Here is a 16219-nt window from a genome sequence, read left to right on the forward strand (position 1 = left end):
ATGCGGCGCAGCCGCATATTCCTCCCCTCCCATTAAAACAAAACTAACGGACACCGAGCGAAGCCGAGGTGAAACTAAATAGAGTTTGGCTACTGGCAGAATTGCGTATATCCATTATTATCAATGTTAAAATTCAATACTCAAGTTAATAATGGGATTATTTGAGAATTGAAAATTGGTCATTGAGAATTGAAAATTGGTCATTGAAAATTGACCATTGAAAATTGAACGCTTGCTTCATAGACAGGATTGTATCTTTCCGAAATTCCGGTATTTTTTGGTGTCAATTTTACTTTTCCCATAATACCCCATGGCTCAAACCTACCCTTACAACCAAACTTATATCTGGCTGATCAGTATGACTGCCGCGCTGGGCGGATTCTTATTCGGATACGACTGGGTGGTGATTGGTGGGGCCAAGCCTTTCTATGAGCCATTCTTCAATATCACTTCTCCATCCGATCAAGGTTGGGGGACGAGCTCGGCGCTGATAGGATGTATGGTCGGAGCCATCCTATGTATCTTCCTAAGTGACAAACTTGGGCGAAAGCGGCTGCTCATTTTTTCAGGGTTCCTGTTTTCCCTCTCTGCGATTGGGACTGCTATGGCAGATACCTTTTGGTGGTTTAACTTCTACCGGATATTGGGAGGGATTGCGATGGGTATCGCGCTCAACCTTTCTCCATTATATATCTCTGAGCTCGCCCCACCCGAGAAGAGAGGTCGTTTGGTGACGATCAATCAGTTTTTGGTCATGATCGGTGTACTCCTCGCTCAGATCGCCAATTGGCAGATTTCTCTTTTGGATAAAGACTTGGCAGAAAATGCTGATTTTACAGCCATTGCGGCAAGTTGGAGTGGGCAGGAGGGATGGCGCTGGATGTTTGGAGCGGAGGTGTTGCCTGCGGTGCTGTTTTTTGTGCTGATGTTTTTCGTGCCGGAAAGCACCCGCTGGTTGATAAAAAACAATCAGCAGGAGAAAGCAGTGAAAGTTTTGAAGAAAATAGGAGGGGAGGAATATGCCAAAGACTCTCTCCATGAAACACTCTCCACCTTGAAAGACGATGATCTGGGCGCTGTAAATTTTAAGGACCTGCTGCGCAAAAATGTGCTCAAACTCCTTGCAATTGGAATATTCTTAGCTTTTCTCCAGCAATGGAGCGGCATCAACGTGGTGATCTACTATGCAGCGGATATTTTTCAGGCAGCGGGATTCACGCTGAAGCAGATGATGCTCAATATCGTCGTGATCGGTGGGGTGATGGTGGCCTCGATCTTTGTGACCTTTGCCACGGTGGATAAATATGGGCGAAAATCCATCTTATTGGTCTGTCTCGCAGCCATGACAGTGTTATATGCGGGATTAGGGTATTCCTTTTATGCAGATTTGGGTGGGACTTCGGTAGTGGTTTTGGTGCTGTTGAATGTGATGTTTTATTCCATTTCACTAGCTCCCTTGCTATGGGTCGTGCTATCGGAGATCTTTCCAACACGAATCCGTGGAGCAGCAATTTCTATTGGAGCCTTGGCACATTGGGTGGGGAATTTCACGCTGACCTACAGCTTTCCTGCAATTAAAGAGAATCTCGGTTGGGCCAATAACTTCTGGCTTTACGGAGTCATCTGCGCAGTGGGATTTGTGATGATTTGGTGGATATTGCCCGAGACAAAAGGAAAGACACTGGAGCAGTTGGAGAAGGAGTTGAGTGTGGGTCAGGCTGAGCGGCTTGTCCGCAGTGGGGGGAGTCGAAGTTTTCTGCAGTAATCAGTGAGTGGTAAATGCCCATTCCCTACTTTCCGTTGTCCTGCTTCTCCCCCGATATATCAATCGGGGCTGGACTTGAAATACAATTACAAAATCATTCCTCCGCAAATCCCCCCTGATCTACCTAGTTATTGTTTGAAGGGTAAGGCTTATCAAAGGGGGTAAGGGGGATTTGGTTCCAATTTTCAATACATTCTCCTAACTTCCTTACTTCTAAACTTCCCAACCTTAAATTTCGATTGTGCTGGCATTAACTCCCTTTTCCAAAACAACCTACTGCTCCAGCACTAATTCCTATTGACGTTTTATACCCCGGGTTGTGTCATGCCTCCTTACCCGGGGCTATTGAAAAGTTAGACCCCTCCGGGGTCATTTTTCCGCCATCAGCTCAAATAGAACTTCAAAGTTCAATTCGATCAGCGAACGAGCTCCTTCTCCTCAAGGAGAGAGCTTGTCCCGAGGTTTAAAATCCCGAGAGTTCACGAATCGGGAAGCAAAGCGTATCGGGAGCGAGGGGGTGAGGTAGTCAATCCTGCCGTCCTCCGCTTCTGATTGATTATCAGAATATAAGGCAGAAATCTTGCATATATAAAAATGGGAGTGGTGTTTTCGGCTAAGTACACTTCCCTTGTTTTTTCCCTCGTGGAACCAATAAGACTTCATCTTAGCCATTAATTCCATAAATAGAATCCATATGTGTGACCGATATCAAATTCTATATTCTTCAAAAAAATTGGATAAAGGCGTGGAAACCATTACCCATATTGGGGGAAAAAATGCTTTAGGGCAAATCTGGAGCATTAAACTTGAGCAGGCTTTTGATGGCTTGAGATCAGGAAATTGGGAGTTTTTCATAAACATGAACCGACAAACATTTAAGGTCGAAATTCAGGATTCTGAACATGGACTTGAAATCTGTTCTGTTGGGACAGAAAAAAATCTGATTTTGGAATTATCGGATTGTCCGCGCTAATGGTGAAGGACATTACTTTTTTGCCTATTTCTAAGGTTCGGGTTAGTAGACGTGATTTTACATTTGGTTTAGACCCCTTAGGAAAAGGGATTTAAAGGGTTGAGCGCTACGTGTACATTTCAAAAACTATTATTGAAACTATTAATAAACAAGCTCTATCGAATCAAAACCTCTGAATACCTGTGCACTTTAGTTCAGTCGTAGGAGGAATACACTCAGAAAGCTTATTTGATACCAATCCCACGAAATTGGCTTTACCGACAACAGGGTTTACATTTCACGAAGTAATCTCAAAACCATTCAGACAAACCAAAATTAACCCACTTGACTTTTTATCTTTGAGATTAAATACATTAGAACCTAAAGAATGAATAGATTAAGTTGGTTTTTTGCTTTCATAACCGCACTTGTGGCTTTTTCCTGCCAACCTAAAACCGAATCCAAAGAACAAGAGGCTCCTTTAAAAATAGTTTCAATTGCCGAAATCGAATCTTGTATCAAGGAGTTTATAGCGGTGAAGACTGCTGAGAATGACGGGGTTTTCCCGGTTAAGGATGAAAATCACGACCTCAAAATGAAATTAATTCGGGTACATACGGAGTACCTTTCTAATTTGGGGCCTAAGCGGCATTTTGCCTGTGTGGATTTAGTGGATGACAGCGGTGAAGTGTATGATGTGGACTTTTTCATGGAGGGAGAACCAGGTGCAATGACCGTGACAGAGATGACCGTGCATAAGCTCAATGGCAAGCCTTTTTACAGTTGGAAACAAAACAAAGAAGATAAAACCTGGTATCGTGTGCCTTTAGAACAATCAAACAACAGCCTTCTCGGTGTAGTAGAAGGGAAAGACTCCTTTGAATTTTATTATTCAGTGCAGGTTCCTATCCTGACCGGACCCGCAAAAATGTGGATACCTATCGCGGAGTCGGATGACTTCCAAAAGGTAGAAATCTTATCCCTTGACATTCCGGGAAAGCATCGAAATCTGGATGATAAGGTGTACGATAATACGATCATGTACTTGGAGTTGGGACCGGAGGATAGTGGGAAGTCAGTAGAAATCAACTACTCCGTTGATCGAAAAGAAAAAGGTCCATACCAAGCTCCTTCTCCAAATCCCGATGTTTTCCTTGCATCCAATATTCTTATGCCAAGAGGAGGGAGGTTTGAAGAGATCGCCAAAGAAGCCTTGGGTCCAAAAATCAGAGACAGCCACTTGATCCAGGCTAGAGCGCTATATGATTACACTAGTGATAACATGAGGTATATGAAGTTTGGAGATTTTGGTCGTGGCGATTCTAATTATGCCTGCGATTCCAAGACTGGAAATTGTTCAGAATTCCATTCTTTCTTTATTTCCTTAGCCAGATCGGTCGATATTCCGGCTCGCTTTGCAATTGGCGCATCCATACCTTCCGATCGAAATGAAGGGGGAATCGATGGCTATCACTGTTGGGCGGAGTTTTATGCTGACGGTAAATGGTGGCCTGTGGATATCAGCGAAGCGAATAAATACACGGCGTTGGCGACCTATTATTTTGGACGTCACCCGGCCAATCGAATTGAACTAAGTCGAGGTAGAGACTTAAATCTCAACCCAAGTCCTGTCTCCGGTCCGATCAACTTTCTGGCGTATCCTTACTTGGAGATCGATGGTAAGGAAGTGAAGGCTCAGTCAACTTTCAGCTTTCAGCGGAAAGTGGATTTGTAAAGGGAAAGTCAGATAGTATCCAATTACTTACAAACGAGAGAAGGCCGTCAAAACTGACAGCCTTCTCTTTTTTTTAAAAGATTCCTATTGAAGGACCTTAAGCTTATTTAGCAGCATTTTCGGTGGTATCTCCATCAGCTGGATGCTCTCCACCTTCGGCAGGATGTTCTGAGCTGTCTGCAGGATGTTCTCCTTCTGGATGCACAGTTGTATCTTCCGTGCTTCCTTTCCTTTTACAATTGTTAAATAATCAACGGAATGCAGCGCGGATTCTGCTGAGACTTTCAAAGATTTATTTTAAGGCCTGCTTGATCAGGGTTCTCTTTACAAACACGATAATAAACCAAGAAATCCAAGCTACGATTGCTCCAATGACGGCTCCTAAGAAAATGTCAAAAGGATAATGTACTCCAAGGTATATCCGAGTATAACTGACCACCACAGGATATAGAAATAGCCAAGGCAGATACTTTAATTTTCCCTTTAGCTTTAGACTAAGAAAAACTACGAGACCAAAGGTATTTGCAGCATGAGAGGAGACAAATCCATAAAGGCCTCCGCATCGACCGTAATTATGCATAATGCCTTCCCATCGAGGGTCATGACAGGGTCTCAGTCGCTCCATAAGGGGCTTTAAAAACCCGGAAGTGAATTGGTCAGCTGCCAGAATTGTGAGCGCTACTCCGCCCAAAACCCACCAGGCATTGGCCCGATCCACTTTGAAAATCAAATAAATCAAAACTGCATAAAGTGGAATCCAGGTGCTGGTTTCCGTCATTTGAAAGATAATCGGATCCAGCCAGTCGGCATGGAAGGAGTTTAACCAGAGGAAGAGTTGCTCATCCCAATTTTTAAGCGTTTCGATCATGACTCATAATTTAACCAATCGATGTCTTTTTTCAGGTGATTGAGGGTGAATTCTTCAGCACTTCCTTGCTGTGGTTCATGCATATAAGTCCACTCAGCTTGAGGTGGCATACTCATCAATATACTTTCAGTTCGTCCATTGGTATCCAATCCAAACTTGGTTCCCGCATCCCATACCAAATTGAACTCCACATAGCGCCCGCGTCGGAGATTTTGCCATGCTTTTTCTTCGGGGCCAAAAGGAACACTTGAGTTTTTCTGCATAAAATGGGAGTAGACTCTTGGGAAAAGCCGTCCAATCTCCAGGCTGAAATCGAGTATCTGCTGAAAGTGATTATCAGATTTCGCACTGAGTCGATCATAGAAAATTCCTCCGATACCTCTGGTTTCATTTCGGTGCTTTACAAAAAAGTAGTCATCTGCCCAAGCTTTGAATTTGGGATAATATTCGGAATCAAACTGATCGCAGGTCTTTTTGACTTCTTGGTGAAAATGTTTTGCGTCCTGAGGATCTATGTAATGAGGAGTCAGGTCAATGCCACCCCCAAACCAGTGGATGCCATTTTCCATTTCAAAATACCGGATGTTCATGTGAATGATCGGGACCATAGGGCTGAAAGGATGCAGTACGATTGATACGCCTGTGGCAAAAAAATCAGACTTTTGCAGTCCTAATTTTTGAAGGATCTTCTCAGGAGTTGGTCCATGAACTGCTGAGAAAGCCACGCCTCCCTTTTCGATGATCGCTCCGTCTTGAAAGATTCGGGTTCGACCACCACCTCCATCTTCACGGGTCCATTGGTCTTCTTTGAACTTACCGACTCCATCACCTATCTCCAGGCCTGCGCAGATATGATCCTGCATTTGCCTGTATATTTCAGCTATCTCGGTTTTTGTTTTTCTACTCATGATGCGTTAAAAAGGATATCCGATCCCGAAATTTAATACTGTTTGACCTCGGACCCCAAAAGGTTGGCGGAAACTGATGTTGTCAAAAACCCAACGCTCTCCTAGTGGCTTTGCCGGGTCAAGCGCTTTTGTAGCCAGGTCCAATCGAATAACCAGAAAATCAAAGTCCATCCGCAATCCAAAACCGGCTCCCACGGCGATTTCTCTGTAAAATCGGTCATACCGAAAATCCGCTCCCGGACGTGCAGGATCATATCCAATCATCCAGCTGTTTCCTGCATCTATAAATAGCGCCATGTCAAAGTATCCGAACAATTTCCTTCGGTATTCAAGCATGGTCTCCATAATCATTTCGGCAGGTTGTTCATTGGTGTAGTCGTATTCTCCTCGTACTCCGGCTGGGGGCACGGAGCTTCCTGGCCCAAGTCGTCTTGCTTGCCATGCACGGATGCTTGTTCCTCCTCCGGCAAAGAAGTATTTCTCATAAGGCAAGATCCCAGAACTCACTCCATAAGGTCGAGCCCAACCTAAATTAAAGCGATAGGCAAAGGTTTGTATTTTATTGACGGGGTAGTATCTACGAAAATCCAATTGAGATTTGACCCACTGAAAGTTTGCAAATTCAATTCCAGGTTCATTGTTACTTTGGACATCCATGAAATTCAAGGTGGTTCCTCCACTTTCAGCAAACAGTCGAAGTAGCGAGGCCTTATTGGATTTGAAATTTCCGTATTTATTAAAATTGATAATAGTCTGACCCGAGATGCTACTGATGAAGGAAGGTAGAAATGACCAAACTAGGTTGTTTCCTTGATTTTGCAGATTGTTCAGGATGTCCAAAAACTCCGGTTGAATCTTTGGAGTCCGGATATAACTCAGGTCGGCAGCATTGAAGGTGTAGAATATTCTATTATTTGAAGTTGCCCAAGTATAGGAGAGTAGACTGTTGACAGAGTTTCTCGTGTATTCAGGACGGTTGGTATAGTTGTATCCCAGCCTTACTCGTGTATTAGGATTGTAGCGTCCAAATTTTTGAAGCGTACTTGGAACAAAAGGAACCAAAAATCGCGGTAAGATTAAGGTGACACCTGTATTCAATTCGGAGCTTTGATAGACCCCTTGACCCGTAGCGGAGGCGACCCCTTCGAGTCCTGCTCGAAAATTGAATTCCAGAATTTCGCCGGCCCGAAAGAAATTTCGGTTTCTCACCGCAGTACTAAAAAATGGACCAGGCAATTGTTCGGTGATTGTCATACCCACCTGGTTGGTCAACTGATATTTTTGATTGGGTTGTGTAAAAATATTGGCTGTCAGTGAGGTACCGAGTGTGTCAAAGGAAATATTTACAAACCGAAACAAATCCAAGTTGCTGAGTTGTCTCTGAGTTTCAATTGCTGAAACTCGACTGTAAGCCTGACCTCGTTGGAAAAAAATCCTGGAAGCCAATATTTTGGCAGAATATCGATCCTGATAAAATGAAAAGTTTATATCACGATATTTCTCTAAGACTCTCCGGTCAGCGAACTCATTACTTGGAGGATTGATCTGGAAGTTGATCGAATCAATAGTGTAGGTTTCGTGAATGTCCGCAAATGTTGGTTTTTGGATTACCTGCTCGAGTTTGATTGTTTTGGTTGTCGTGTCTTTGTAGGCGATATAATTGATATAGGACTTAGAAAACATGAAAAAACCGTTGTTTTTCAAAAGTTCTTCAATTCTGTTGCGTTCAGCGGAGATATTATCCTGATTGTAGAAGTCCCCTTTTTTGATTTGCGAACTTTTTTCGGTCTGATTAAGGAGTCTGATTATCTCTTTGTTTTCCGACCGGGTATATACAGAGTCGAGAATGTAAGGTGATTTTTCAGTGATGAGAAAAGTAACGAAGGCCTTTTTTTCCTCTGTTTCAACTTCATAATCAACTTTTGAATCAAAAAAGCCATGATTGACGAGATATCCCTGGAGATTGTCCACAGAAGATTCAATTTCAATACTATCCAAGAGCGTCACGGGATTCCCAGTTCGCATCAGCGCATTCCCAAACTCTAACTTTTTGTCCAGACTTTCAATTTTCGAAGCCAATTTGTCGACTCGCTTTTTGAGCTTTCGATCATCCGGTAGTGAATCTGATGCCAGTCGGAGGGCTGATAGTTCTTTGCGGTTCAAAACTTGCTTTTCGGCAAGTTCTACACTATCATAAAACCGCTCACCCACTCGATAAATACTGACTCCTAGCGACCTTCCAAAAAGCCGCGTATTGGTAGACTGTTCGAGAAGTCCATTAAGTGCCTCTCTATCTGATTTTTCTATTCCTTCGATCTCATTTTCGTAAAGCGCATACTGCCCATCTTTGAGATTTTTGGTCAATGAACAGCCCATGCAAATCCCAAGAAGCGCTATAAAAAGTATATATTTGGAGGATTTCAAATCGGAATAAGCTGAAGGAATGCTAAGCAAAAATACGGTTAAGTTTATTAAATCCTTACATCAAAAAAAATACCGAATCGAGAGCGGAAAGTTCTTTGTTGAGGGAGAGAAAAGTGTTCTGGAAGTTTTGAATTCTGATTTTTCAGTGGAGTTACTTTTGGTGACTGATTTCTTTGAAAAAAAGCATGCCCGACTACTTCAGCCATTTCGGGGAGAATTGATTCAAGTGACTCAAAATCAACTCGAGCAGTTGGGGCAATACCAAAGCAACGACTCGGCACTCGCCGTAGTGAAAATGAAAGAAAATAATTCATTTGAACCTGAAAATGAAGAATTGATTATTGCCCTCGATGATGTTCGCGATCCCGGAAACTTAGGTACAATTATTCGAGTCGCAGATTGGTATGGAATCAAGAAACTGGTTTTTTCTCCTCAAACTGCGGAATTCTACAATCCTAAAGTAATTCAAGCAACGATGGGGTCTTTTACCCGTGTCCAGTTTTTCTATGAAGATCTCGGCCCCCTTATTCAAAGATGGAACTTGCCGGTATATGGGGCCTTTCTGGATGGAGAAAATATCCATCATATGAAAAAACCTAAGTGTGGCGTACTGGTGATGGGAAATGAAGCCAAGGGAATTTCACCGGAGATTGAAAAAAAAGTAACCCAAAAGGTAACCATTCCCGGCTATGGCAATGCTGAATCTTTAAATGTTGCGATTGCCACAGCTATTCTTTGTGATAATTTTAAAAGACTCATGGGTACATGATCCATAGATTGATTCAGACGCTACGGAGGGTAGGAATCAATGGATTTCTTCTTGGACTTTTCTGTGCAATTGGACTGGCTGCTCTATTACCTGAAGTGGGTTCGATTGATTCAGGATTTCCATGGAAGTCAATTATCAATGTGGGGATTGCCTTTGTGTTTTTTTTTTATGGAGTCAAGCTTGATCCCGAACAACTTCGATCCGGGCTTTCCAATTGGAGACTTCATCTACTGATTCAGGTGTCAACTTTTTTGATTTTCCCTGTTTTAGTTTATTTCCTGCTGCAGATCATGCCGTGGGTTGATCCGGATTTTAAATTGGGGATTTCATACTTATCGGCTTTGCCATCGACAGTCAGTGCTTCGGTGGTGATGGTGTCTATAGCAGGAGGAAATTTACCAGCCGCTATTTTCAATGCAAGCATTTCCAGCCTGTTGGGTGTGATTTTGACTCCTGCTTGGATGGGGATATTGGGTGGTGGGGCAGAAGGTGAAATTGATTTTTGGTCTACCCTTGGAGAATTGACTCTCAAAGTTATTCTGCCGGTTGTCCTTGGTATTATTGCACATGGTTGGCTTTTTCCTAAAATCAAGGACTATTTGTCCAAACTTAAGTATGTAGATCAAACTGTGATTATGATCATTGTCTTCACGACCTTCGCTGAATCTTTCGCTCAGAAATTATTCTCAGCCTATCAGATTTCTACTTTGCTGACCATAGCAGCGACCATGTTGGGGATATTTATTTTGGTTTGGCTTATTCTGGAATTGATTTCAAAAATCCTTAAGTTTTCTATTCAAGATCGAATTACGACTCTTTTTTGTGGTTCCAAAAAGTCCCTTGTTCATGGGGTAGTGATTGGCAAAGTTATTTTTCCGGATCCTGCAATTCTGGGGTTAGTGTTGCTACCGGTGATGCTTTACCACATTCAGCAATTGATTTTAGGGAGTATTCTTGCCGGGTATTTTGGGAGAAGGAAATCCGTAGACTCTTTGTGAAAATGATTAAAAAAACGAGGCTGTCTCAAAAAGCTTTTCTGTGTCAGCCTGACACTTCGACTACGCTCAGTGTGACAAAAGTCGAAGGCTATTTGTAGCGAATACTACCCCACATTTCGACTTCGCTCAATGTGACAATCGGCATTAATGAGACAGCGTCTTCGGTATCACATGTATTTCCCAGAAATGTTTTCTACCAATTCAATATAAAGCTCAGTAGCTTCAGATTTACTTTTTCCTTTGTATGCTAACCAACTGTTGAATTTAGCTGCTGCTTTGAAATCAAATCCTCCGGGCCTTTCAGATTCATTATCTCCTTCGGTGGCCTGCTTATACAATCCGTAGAGTTTCAATAATTCTTCATTGCTTGGCTTTGAGGTGAATTTTTGTGTGAGGGCCATGGCTTCCTCAAGTGTAGTTGGTTTCATAAAAACTGCTTTGGGCGATTTGAGTTTCCAAAAATGACATAAAAATTTCGATTTGGAATGAGTTTTAATCAAAAAAGCCATCGTTCGGATGGCTTTTTGGATTTAGTAGTTCAGATTATCTTTTGTTCATGCTGACATAGTCACGCTCATTTTCACCAACATAAACTTGTCGAGGACGACCGATTGGCTCATTGTTTTCACGCATTTCTTTCCACTGAGCGATCCAACCCGGAAGTCTTCCCAAGGCAAACATCACGGTAAACATGTCGGTAGGTATTCCAAGTGCTCGGTAAATAATACCTGAGTAGAAATCTACGTTTGGATAAAGTTTTCTATCAATGAAGTATTGATCATTGAGTGCAGCATGTTCCAATTCTTTGGCTATTTCCAGGATTGGATCTTTTACTCCCAATTTGGCCAGCACGTCGTCGGCTGCTTTTTTGATGATTTTTGCTCTTGGATCGAAGTTTTTATAAACTCGGTGACCAAAACCCATCAAACGGAATGGATCATTTTTGTCTTTTGCTTTGTCAAGGTATTTTTTAGCATCGCCACCATCTGCTTTGATTGCTTCGAGCATCTCGATCACGGATTGATTGGCACCACCGTGCAGTGGTCCCCAAAGGGCATTTATGCCAGCAGATATTGAAGCATAAATTGAAGCCTGAGATGATCCTACGATTCTCACCGTTGAGGTGGAGCAATTCTGCTCATGGTCTGCGTGAAGGATCAGAAGCTTATCCAATGCAGCGGATACGATAGGATCCACTTCAAACTTTTCAGCAGGAAGTGCAAACATCATTTTCAGGAAGTTGGAGCAATAATCAAGGGTATTGTCCGGGTAATTCACCGGATGGCCCATTTCATTTTTATAAGCCCAAGCTGCAAATGTTGGCATCTTAGCCAACAATCGAATGATGCTTAGATCAATCTCTTCCTTGCTTCTGTTTGGATGTAAGGAATCAGGATAAAATGCTGTCAGCGAACAAATCAAAGAGGAAAGAACGCCCATTGGGTGGGCATTGGAAGGGAATCCCTCCAATATTTTCTTGATGTCTTCGTGAACAAGAGTATGATGAGTGATCTCTATATTGAAGGATTCATACTCAGCTTGGGTTGGGAGCTGACCATAAATCAAAAGGTATGCAACTTCAAGGAAGGTAGATTTCTCTGCAAGATCCTCAATTCTATACCCTCGGTATCTAAGTATTCCCTCTTCGCCATCTAAAAAAGTAATTGCGCTTTTGGTAGCACCGGTGTTTTTGTACCCTGGATCAAGGGTGATTAATCCCGTGGTGTCACGGAGTTTTCCAATTTCAATAGCATTTTCGTTTTCAGTTCCTGTGATTACAGGGAATTCGTATTCTTGACCGTTAAAGGACAATTTTGCGGAGTCAGACATATAGTTTTTTGGATTACTTTTATTGAAATACTTTAAAAGGTGGCCTTAAGATAATAAAATGGAATCTTTTTTAGGTTTATTATTATTCGATTTGACAGAATAATATTTTGGTGGTCTTTACTGAGAGTTTTAAAAGGTCTCAAGCCATAGCAAGGAAATATTTACTCTGAGAAATTACAAAATCTTTCTAATTAGAAATTTAATTGCTCGATTAATTAAAGAAAAAAAGCCCATAAGGGCTTTTTTTAATCACAGAAATGTTCAAAAACTTCCACCAAGTGGTCGCCAATCATTTTGGCAGTTCTACCTTCAATATGGTGGCGCTCGATAAAATGAACTAATTCCCCGTCTTTAAACAAAGCCATGGCCGGTGAAGAAGGTGGATATGGCAAAACCAACTCTCTCAATTTGGCGACTGCCTCACGGTCATTTCCAGCGAAGACTGTAGCCAATGTCGTTGGCTTCTTTTCAGCTTGATCAACAGCATATCGAATACCTGGTCTTGCTGCACCCGCAGCACAACCGCATACGGAATTGACTACTACCAAAGTGGTGCCTTTGTGATTTGGACCCAAATGATCAGCAACCTGCTCTGCAGATCTGAATTCCTGGAATCCTACGTTTGAAAGTTCTGCTCTCATGGGAGCAATGAGCTCTTCAGGATACATATTTTTTTATTTTTAAATGTTCATTTTTATAAAAAGCCAAGTTCTAGCTTAGCTGCTTCTGACATCATGTCTTGAGAATATGGAGGATCAAAGGTAACCTCTACTTCCACGTTATTAATCCCTTGAATTTGTTGGATCTTATCTTTTACTTCTGATGGAATAAACTCTGCTGAAGGACAATTCGGTGAAGTAAGTGTCATTTGTACATAGACGTTGTTCACAGGATAGACTGTAATCTCATAGATCAAACCCAAATCATAGACATCCACGGGGATCTCCGGATCATACACCTGTTTGATTGCCATGACCACCTTGTCTCTCAGACTGGTTACGTTTCCGTTTTCGAGATTAGTTTCTGCTTCCATTTTTAGGCGTTTTGCTTAGTTTGGAAAGCAAATGCATACAATTTCATTTGCTTAATCATGGCTGAAAGTCCATTTGATCGTTGGCTTCCAATGATGCTACCCATCCCGATTCGATCAATAAAATTCAAATCAGCATTCAAAATCTCTTCAGGTCGGCGATCATTCAGAACTCTGATTAATAATGAAATCAAACCCTTGGTAATATCTGTATTGGAGTCGGCTTGATAGTGAACTTTGCCTTCTACCTCGTCAGCTACTAACCAAACTTTGGATTGACAGCCTTTGATGATATTTTCTTCTATTCGCTCGGGCTCTGGAAATTTTTCAAGATTGCCCCCAAGCTCCATGATATAAAAAATGGTAGACTCTTTGTCATCGCCAAGGATTTCAAATTCTGAAACTATCTCTTCTTGTATGTCTTTGATGCTACTCATTTATTTTTAAATCTTGAGATTTGGGCTACACCTTCCGCTAGTTTATCTATTTCCGATTTGGTATTGTAAACTGCAAAAGAGGCCCTGACAGTTCCTTCAATTCCAAATCTTTTCATCAAAGGTTGAGTGCAATGATGCCCCGTTCGCACTGCAATTCCTTTGGCATCTAGCATTTGCCCCACATCAAAAGGATGCATTTGGTTGATATTGAATGACAAAACTGAGACTTTATCAGCTGCGGTTCCAACCGGGATGAATCCTTTGATATCCTTCATCACCTCATTTGCATGGACTAAAAGTGCGTCTTCGTGCGCTCTGATGGCAGGTTTTCCATATTGTTTGATAAAATCCAAGGCAGATTTGAAGGCAATTACATCGGCGATATTTGGAGTGCCTGCTTCAAATTTGAATGGAATGTCATTGTATGTGGTCTTTTCGAAAGTCACTTCCTTGATCATTTCTCCGCCTCCTAGAAATGGAGGCATGGCTTCTAGGATGGCTCGTTTTCCATACAAGACTCCTAAGCCAGTCGGTCCATAGAGCTTGTGAGCAGAAAAAGCTAAAAAGTCACAATCCAATTCCTGTACGTCGATTTCAAGATGTGTAGTGGATTGTGCGCCATCTAGCAAAACTTTCGCTCCAACAGCATGAGCGACGTCAATAATTTTTTTGACTGGATTGATTGTTCCTAGTGCATTTGATGCATGTACAATGCTGACGAGTTTGGTCTTCGGAGAAAGCAGCTTTTCAAATTCCTCGAAAAGGATTTCACCGGCTTCGTTGATCGGAATGATTTTTAAAATTGAGCCTTTTTCTTCACAGAGCATTTGCCAAGGCACAATATTGGAATGATGCTCCATCGTGGAAATGATGATTTCGTCATCTTTTCCGATGAATTTCCTTCCAAAAGTTTGAGCAACAAGGTTGATGCTTTCGGTGGTTCCTTTGGTGAAAATAACTTCACCAGCTTCTCGCGCATGGATGAATTCTCGAACAGACTCTCGCGTATTTTCATAGTAACGCGTCGCCCGGTCTGCTAAAGCATGGGCACCGCGGTGAATGTTGGAATTGTCATTTCCATAATAATTGGACAGGGCATCCAAGACGGCTTGTGGCTTTTGAGTTGTTGCAGCATTATCTAAATAGATCAAAGGTCTTCCATGCACTTCTTGGTGGAGTACCGGAAATAATTCTCTGATCTGTTCGATGTTTAAACTCATAGATTTAGAATTTGCTTCCCAATCGCTCCTGAATCAGCGAGTCACAATAAGTACGGAAGCTCTCCACTTCAATTTTTTCTAAAACCTCACCTGCGAAAGCATAGAGCAATAAGCCCTTCGCCTGCATTTTGTCGATTCCTCGAGCTTGCAAGTAGAACAGTGCTTCTTCGTCAAGCTGACCTACAGTACAGCCGTGGGAACACTTCACATCATCTGCCCAAATCTCCAACTGAGGTTTGGTATTGATGATCGCATCATCAGAAAGGAGAATATTATTATTTTGCTGAAAGGCATTGGTCTTTTGGGCATCTTGCCGGACGAAGATTTTTCCGTTGAAAACACCTCGACTTTGATCAGCTAAGATTCCTTTATATAGTTCATTGGATTCTGAATGAGGAATTGTGTGGTCCACATTAGTATGGTTGTCCACATGAGTCTTTCCATTTAGTAGAAATATGCCATACATATTTCCTTCGGAATTACTTCCGAGGAGGTTAAGGCTAAGGTTATTTCTCACGAGGTCACCGGAAAGAGAAATGTTTACCGAAGTAAATTTTGCATCTTTTTGGATGTCCGTTTCGATATTGCTCACTTCGATGGTGTTTTTTCCTTCGTTTTGAAGTCTGTAGTAATTGAGCTGGGTATTTACTCCACCTTTTAATTCAACAACCTTATTTACAAAACTGGGAGTGCTTCCTATGCTGATTGTTTGATCGATAAAAGTAACCTCTGCAAAATCACCAACTTCAATCCAGATTCTCGGTTGAATCACTTGGCCTACATTGGACTGATTGAAAGAAAGTAAAAGAATCGCTTTTTCAATTTGGGTCTTTCTGGGAACTGAAATGAAAATTCCATCTTCAAAAGAAGCCTGATTTATTGCTGCAAATGGATCTTTTTCAGGTTTTGCGATGCTACCCAAAGCCAAATCAGATTTTTCCGAGATCAGCGAAACTTCAACTCCTTCAATTTTAGAGGAAAGTTCAGAAAGGAATTTTCCATTGGAAAATACCAATACATCTCCTTCAAAACCTTCGAAAATTGAGGATTGTACTAATTCAGTTGAAACCTCAATAGGAAGAGCGGGAGTGAAATTGGAGATGTTTTGCTCCAGCTTTTTACCAATGTTGGTAAATTTATATTCTTCAGCTTTTATAGCGGGGATTCCCTGAGTCAAATAACTTTCCCTGGCCAAAGTTCTGGCGGAGTCAAAGTTTTTGGGAGCAGTTTCTAAAAGGCTGATAAATGTATCTTGTTTTGTCAAGGTACTCATGAGAGTTGGT

General features: G+C 41.9%; 15 protein-coding genes. 5 read left to right on the plus strand and 10 right to left on the minus strand.

Annotated features, from left to right (window positions below):
• Positions 1 to 310 precede the first annotated feature (310 nt).
• From ACK4HU_RS11700 to ACK4HU_RS11710, 3 genes are all read left to right on the plus strand, one after another.
• The gene (locus ACK4HU_RS11700; protein ID WP_409806934.1) at positions 311 to 1765 is read left to right on the plus strand and encodes a sugar porter family MFS transporter; all 1455 of its coding nucleotides are present in this window, start codon (positions 311 to 313) and stop codon (positions 1763 to 1765) included.
• Positions 1766 to 2459: 694 nt separating this feature from the next.
• On the plus strand, positions 2460 to 2738 hold the full coding sequence (locus tag ACK4HU_RS11705; RefSeq protein WP_409806936.1) for a hypothetical protein: 279 nt from the start codon (positions 2460 to 2462) through the stop codon (positions 2736 to 2738).
• Positions 2739 to 3105: 367 nt separating this feature from the next.
• Positions 3106 to 4452, plus strand: a complete 1347-nt coding sequence (locus tag ACK4HU_RS11710; protein ID WP_409806938.1) for a transglutaminase-like domain-containing protein — start codon at positions 3106 to 3108, stop codon at positions 4450 to 4452.
• Positions 4453 to 4744: 292 nt separating this feature from the next.
• Here the strand turns inward: ACK4HU_RS11710 and ACK4HU_RS11715 are convergent, their stop codons facing one another.
• The 3 genes from ACK4HU_RS11715 to ACK4HU_RS11725 are packed head-to-tail and all read right to left on the minus strand — an operon-like array spanning position 4745 to position 8682.
• Positions 4745 to 5320, minus strand: coding sequence for a phosphatase PAP2 family protein (locus ACK4HU_RS11715; RefSeq protein WP_409806940.1), 576 nt, complete (start codon positions 5318 to 5320; stop codon positions 4745 to 4747).
• Positions 5317 to 6228 carry an oxygen-dependent coproporphyrinogen oxidase gene (gene hemF, locus ACK4HU_RS11720; protein ID WP_409806942.1) on the minus strand — a complete coding sequence of 304 codons (912 nt, stop codon included), beginning with the start codon at positions 6226 to 6228 and terminating at the stop codon, positions 5317 to 5319. Before hemF ends, ACK4HU_RS11715 begins: the two co-directional genes overlap by 4 nt.
• Before the next feature lie 6 nt (positions 6229 to 6234).
• Positions 6235 to 8682 carry a BamA/TamA family outer membrane protein gene (locus ACK4HU_RS11725; RefSeq protein ID WP_409806944.1) on the minus strand — a complete coding sequence of 816 codons (2448 nt, stop codon included), beginning with the start codon at positions 8680 to 8682 and terminating at the stop codon, positions 6235 to 6237.
• On the opposite strand from ACK4HU_RS11725, the gene ACK4HU_RS11730 reads away from it, so the two are divergent.
• Positions 8672 to 9421, plus strand: coding sequence for a TrmH family RNA methyltransferase (locus ACK4HU_RS11730; RefSeq protein WP_409806946.1), 750 nt, complete (start codon positions 8672 to 8674; stop codon positions 9419 to 9421). The genes ACK4HU_RS11725 and ACK4HU_RS11730 overlap by 11 nt on opposite strands.
• Positions 9418 to 10419: a bile acid:sodium symporter family protein gene (locus ACK4HU_RS11735; protein ID WP_409806948.1), complete on the plus strand. Its 1002-nt coding sequence runs from the start codon at positions 9418 to 9420 to the stop codon at positions 10417 to 10419. Before ACK4HU_RS11730 ends, ACK4HU_RS11735 begins: the two co-directional genes overlap by 4 nt.
• Positions 10420 to 10586: 167 nt before the next feature.
• On the opposite strand, the gene ACK4HU_RS11740 is transcribed toward ACK4HU_RS11735, so the two are convergent.
• From ACK4HU_RS11740 to sufD, 7 genes are all read right to left on the minus strand, one after another.
• On the minus strand, positions 10587 to 10847 hold the full coding sequence (locus ACK4HU_RS11740) for an acyl-CoA-binding protein (protein WP_409806950.1): 261 nt from the start codon (positions 10845 to 10847) through the stop codon (positions 10587 to 10589).
• Positions 10848 to 10962: 115 nt separating this feature from the next.
• Positions 10963 to 12249, minus strand: coding sequence for a citrate synthase (locus ACK4HU_RS11745; protein WP_409806952.1), 1287 nt, complete (start codon positions 12247 to 12249; stop codon positions 10963 to 10965).
• Positions 12250 to 12494: 245 nt separating this feature from the next.
• Positions 12495 to 12917 carry a BrxA/BrxB family bacilliredoxin gene (locus tag ACK4HU_RS11750; RefSeq protein ID WP_409806954.1) on the minus strand — a complete coding sequence of 141 codons (423 nt, stop codon included), beginning with the start codon at positions 12915 to 12917 and terminating at the stop codon, positions 12495 to 12497.
• A gap of 26 nt (positions 12918 to 12943) precedes the next feature.
• Entirely contained in the window at positions 12944 to 13282 is a 339-nt protein-coding gene (locus ACK4HU_RS11755; RefSeq protein WP_409806955.1) for an iron-sulfur cluster assembly protein, read from the minus strand.
• 2 nt (positions 13283 to 13284) lie between these two features.
• A complete protein-coding gene (locus tag ACK4HU_RS11760; RefSeq protein WP_409806957.1) occupies positions 13285 to 13716 on the minus strand; it encodes a SufE family protein in 432 nt (143 codons plus the stop codon).
• Complete coding sequence (locus ACK4HU_RS11765; protein ID WP_409806958.1) at positions 13713 to 14936, minus strand: SufS family cysteine desulfurase; 1224 nt, start codon at positions 14934 to 14936, stop codon at positions 13713 to 13715. The genes ACK4HU_RS11760 and ACK4HU_RS11765 overlap by 4 nt, the downstream gene beginning before the upstream one ends.
• A 4-nt stretch (positions 14937 to 14940) precedes the next feature.
• Positions 14941 to 16209, minus strand: a complete 1269-nt coding sequence (sufD, locus tag ACK4HU_RS11770; protein ID WP_409806960.1) for a Fe-S cluster assembly protein SufD — start codon at positions 16207 to 16209, stop codon at positions 14941 to 14943.
• Positions 16210 to 16219 lie beyond the last annotated feature (10 nt).

The sequence above is a fragment of the Algoriphagus sp. genome, assembly GCF_046296635.1.
In the GTDB taxonomy this organism is placed as follows: Bacteria; Bacteroidota; Bacteroidia; order Cytophagales; family Cyclobacteriaceae; genus Algoriphagus.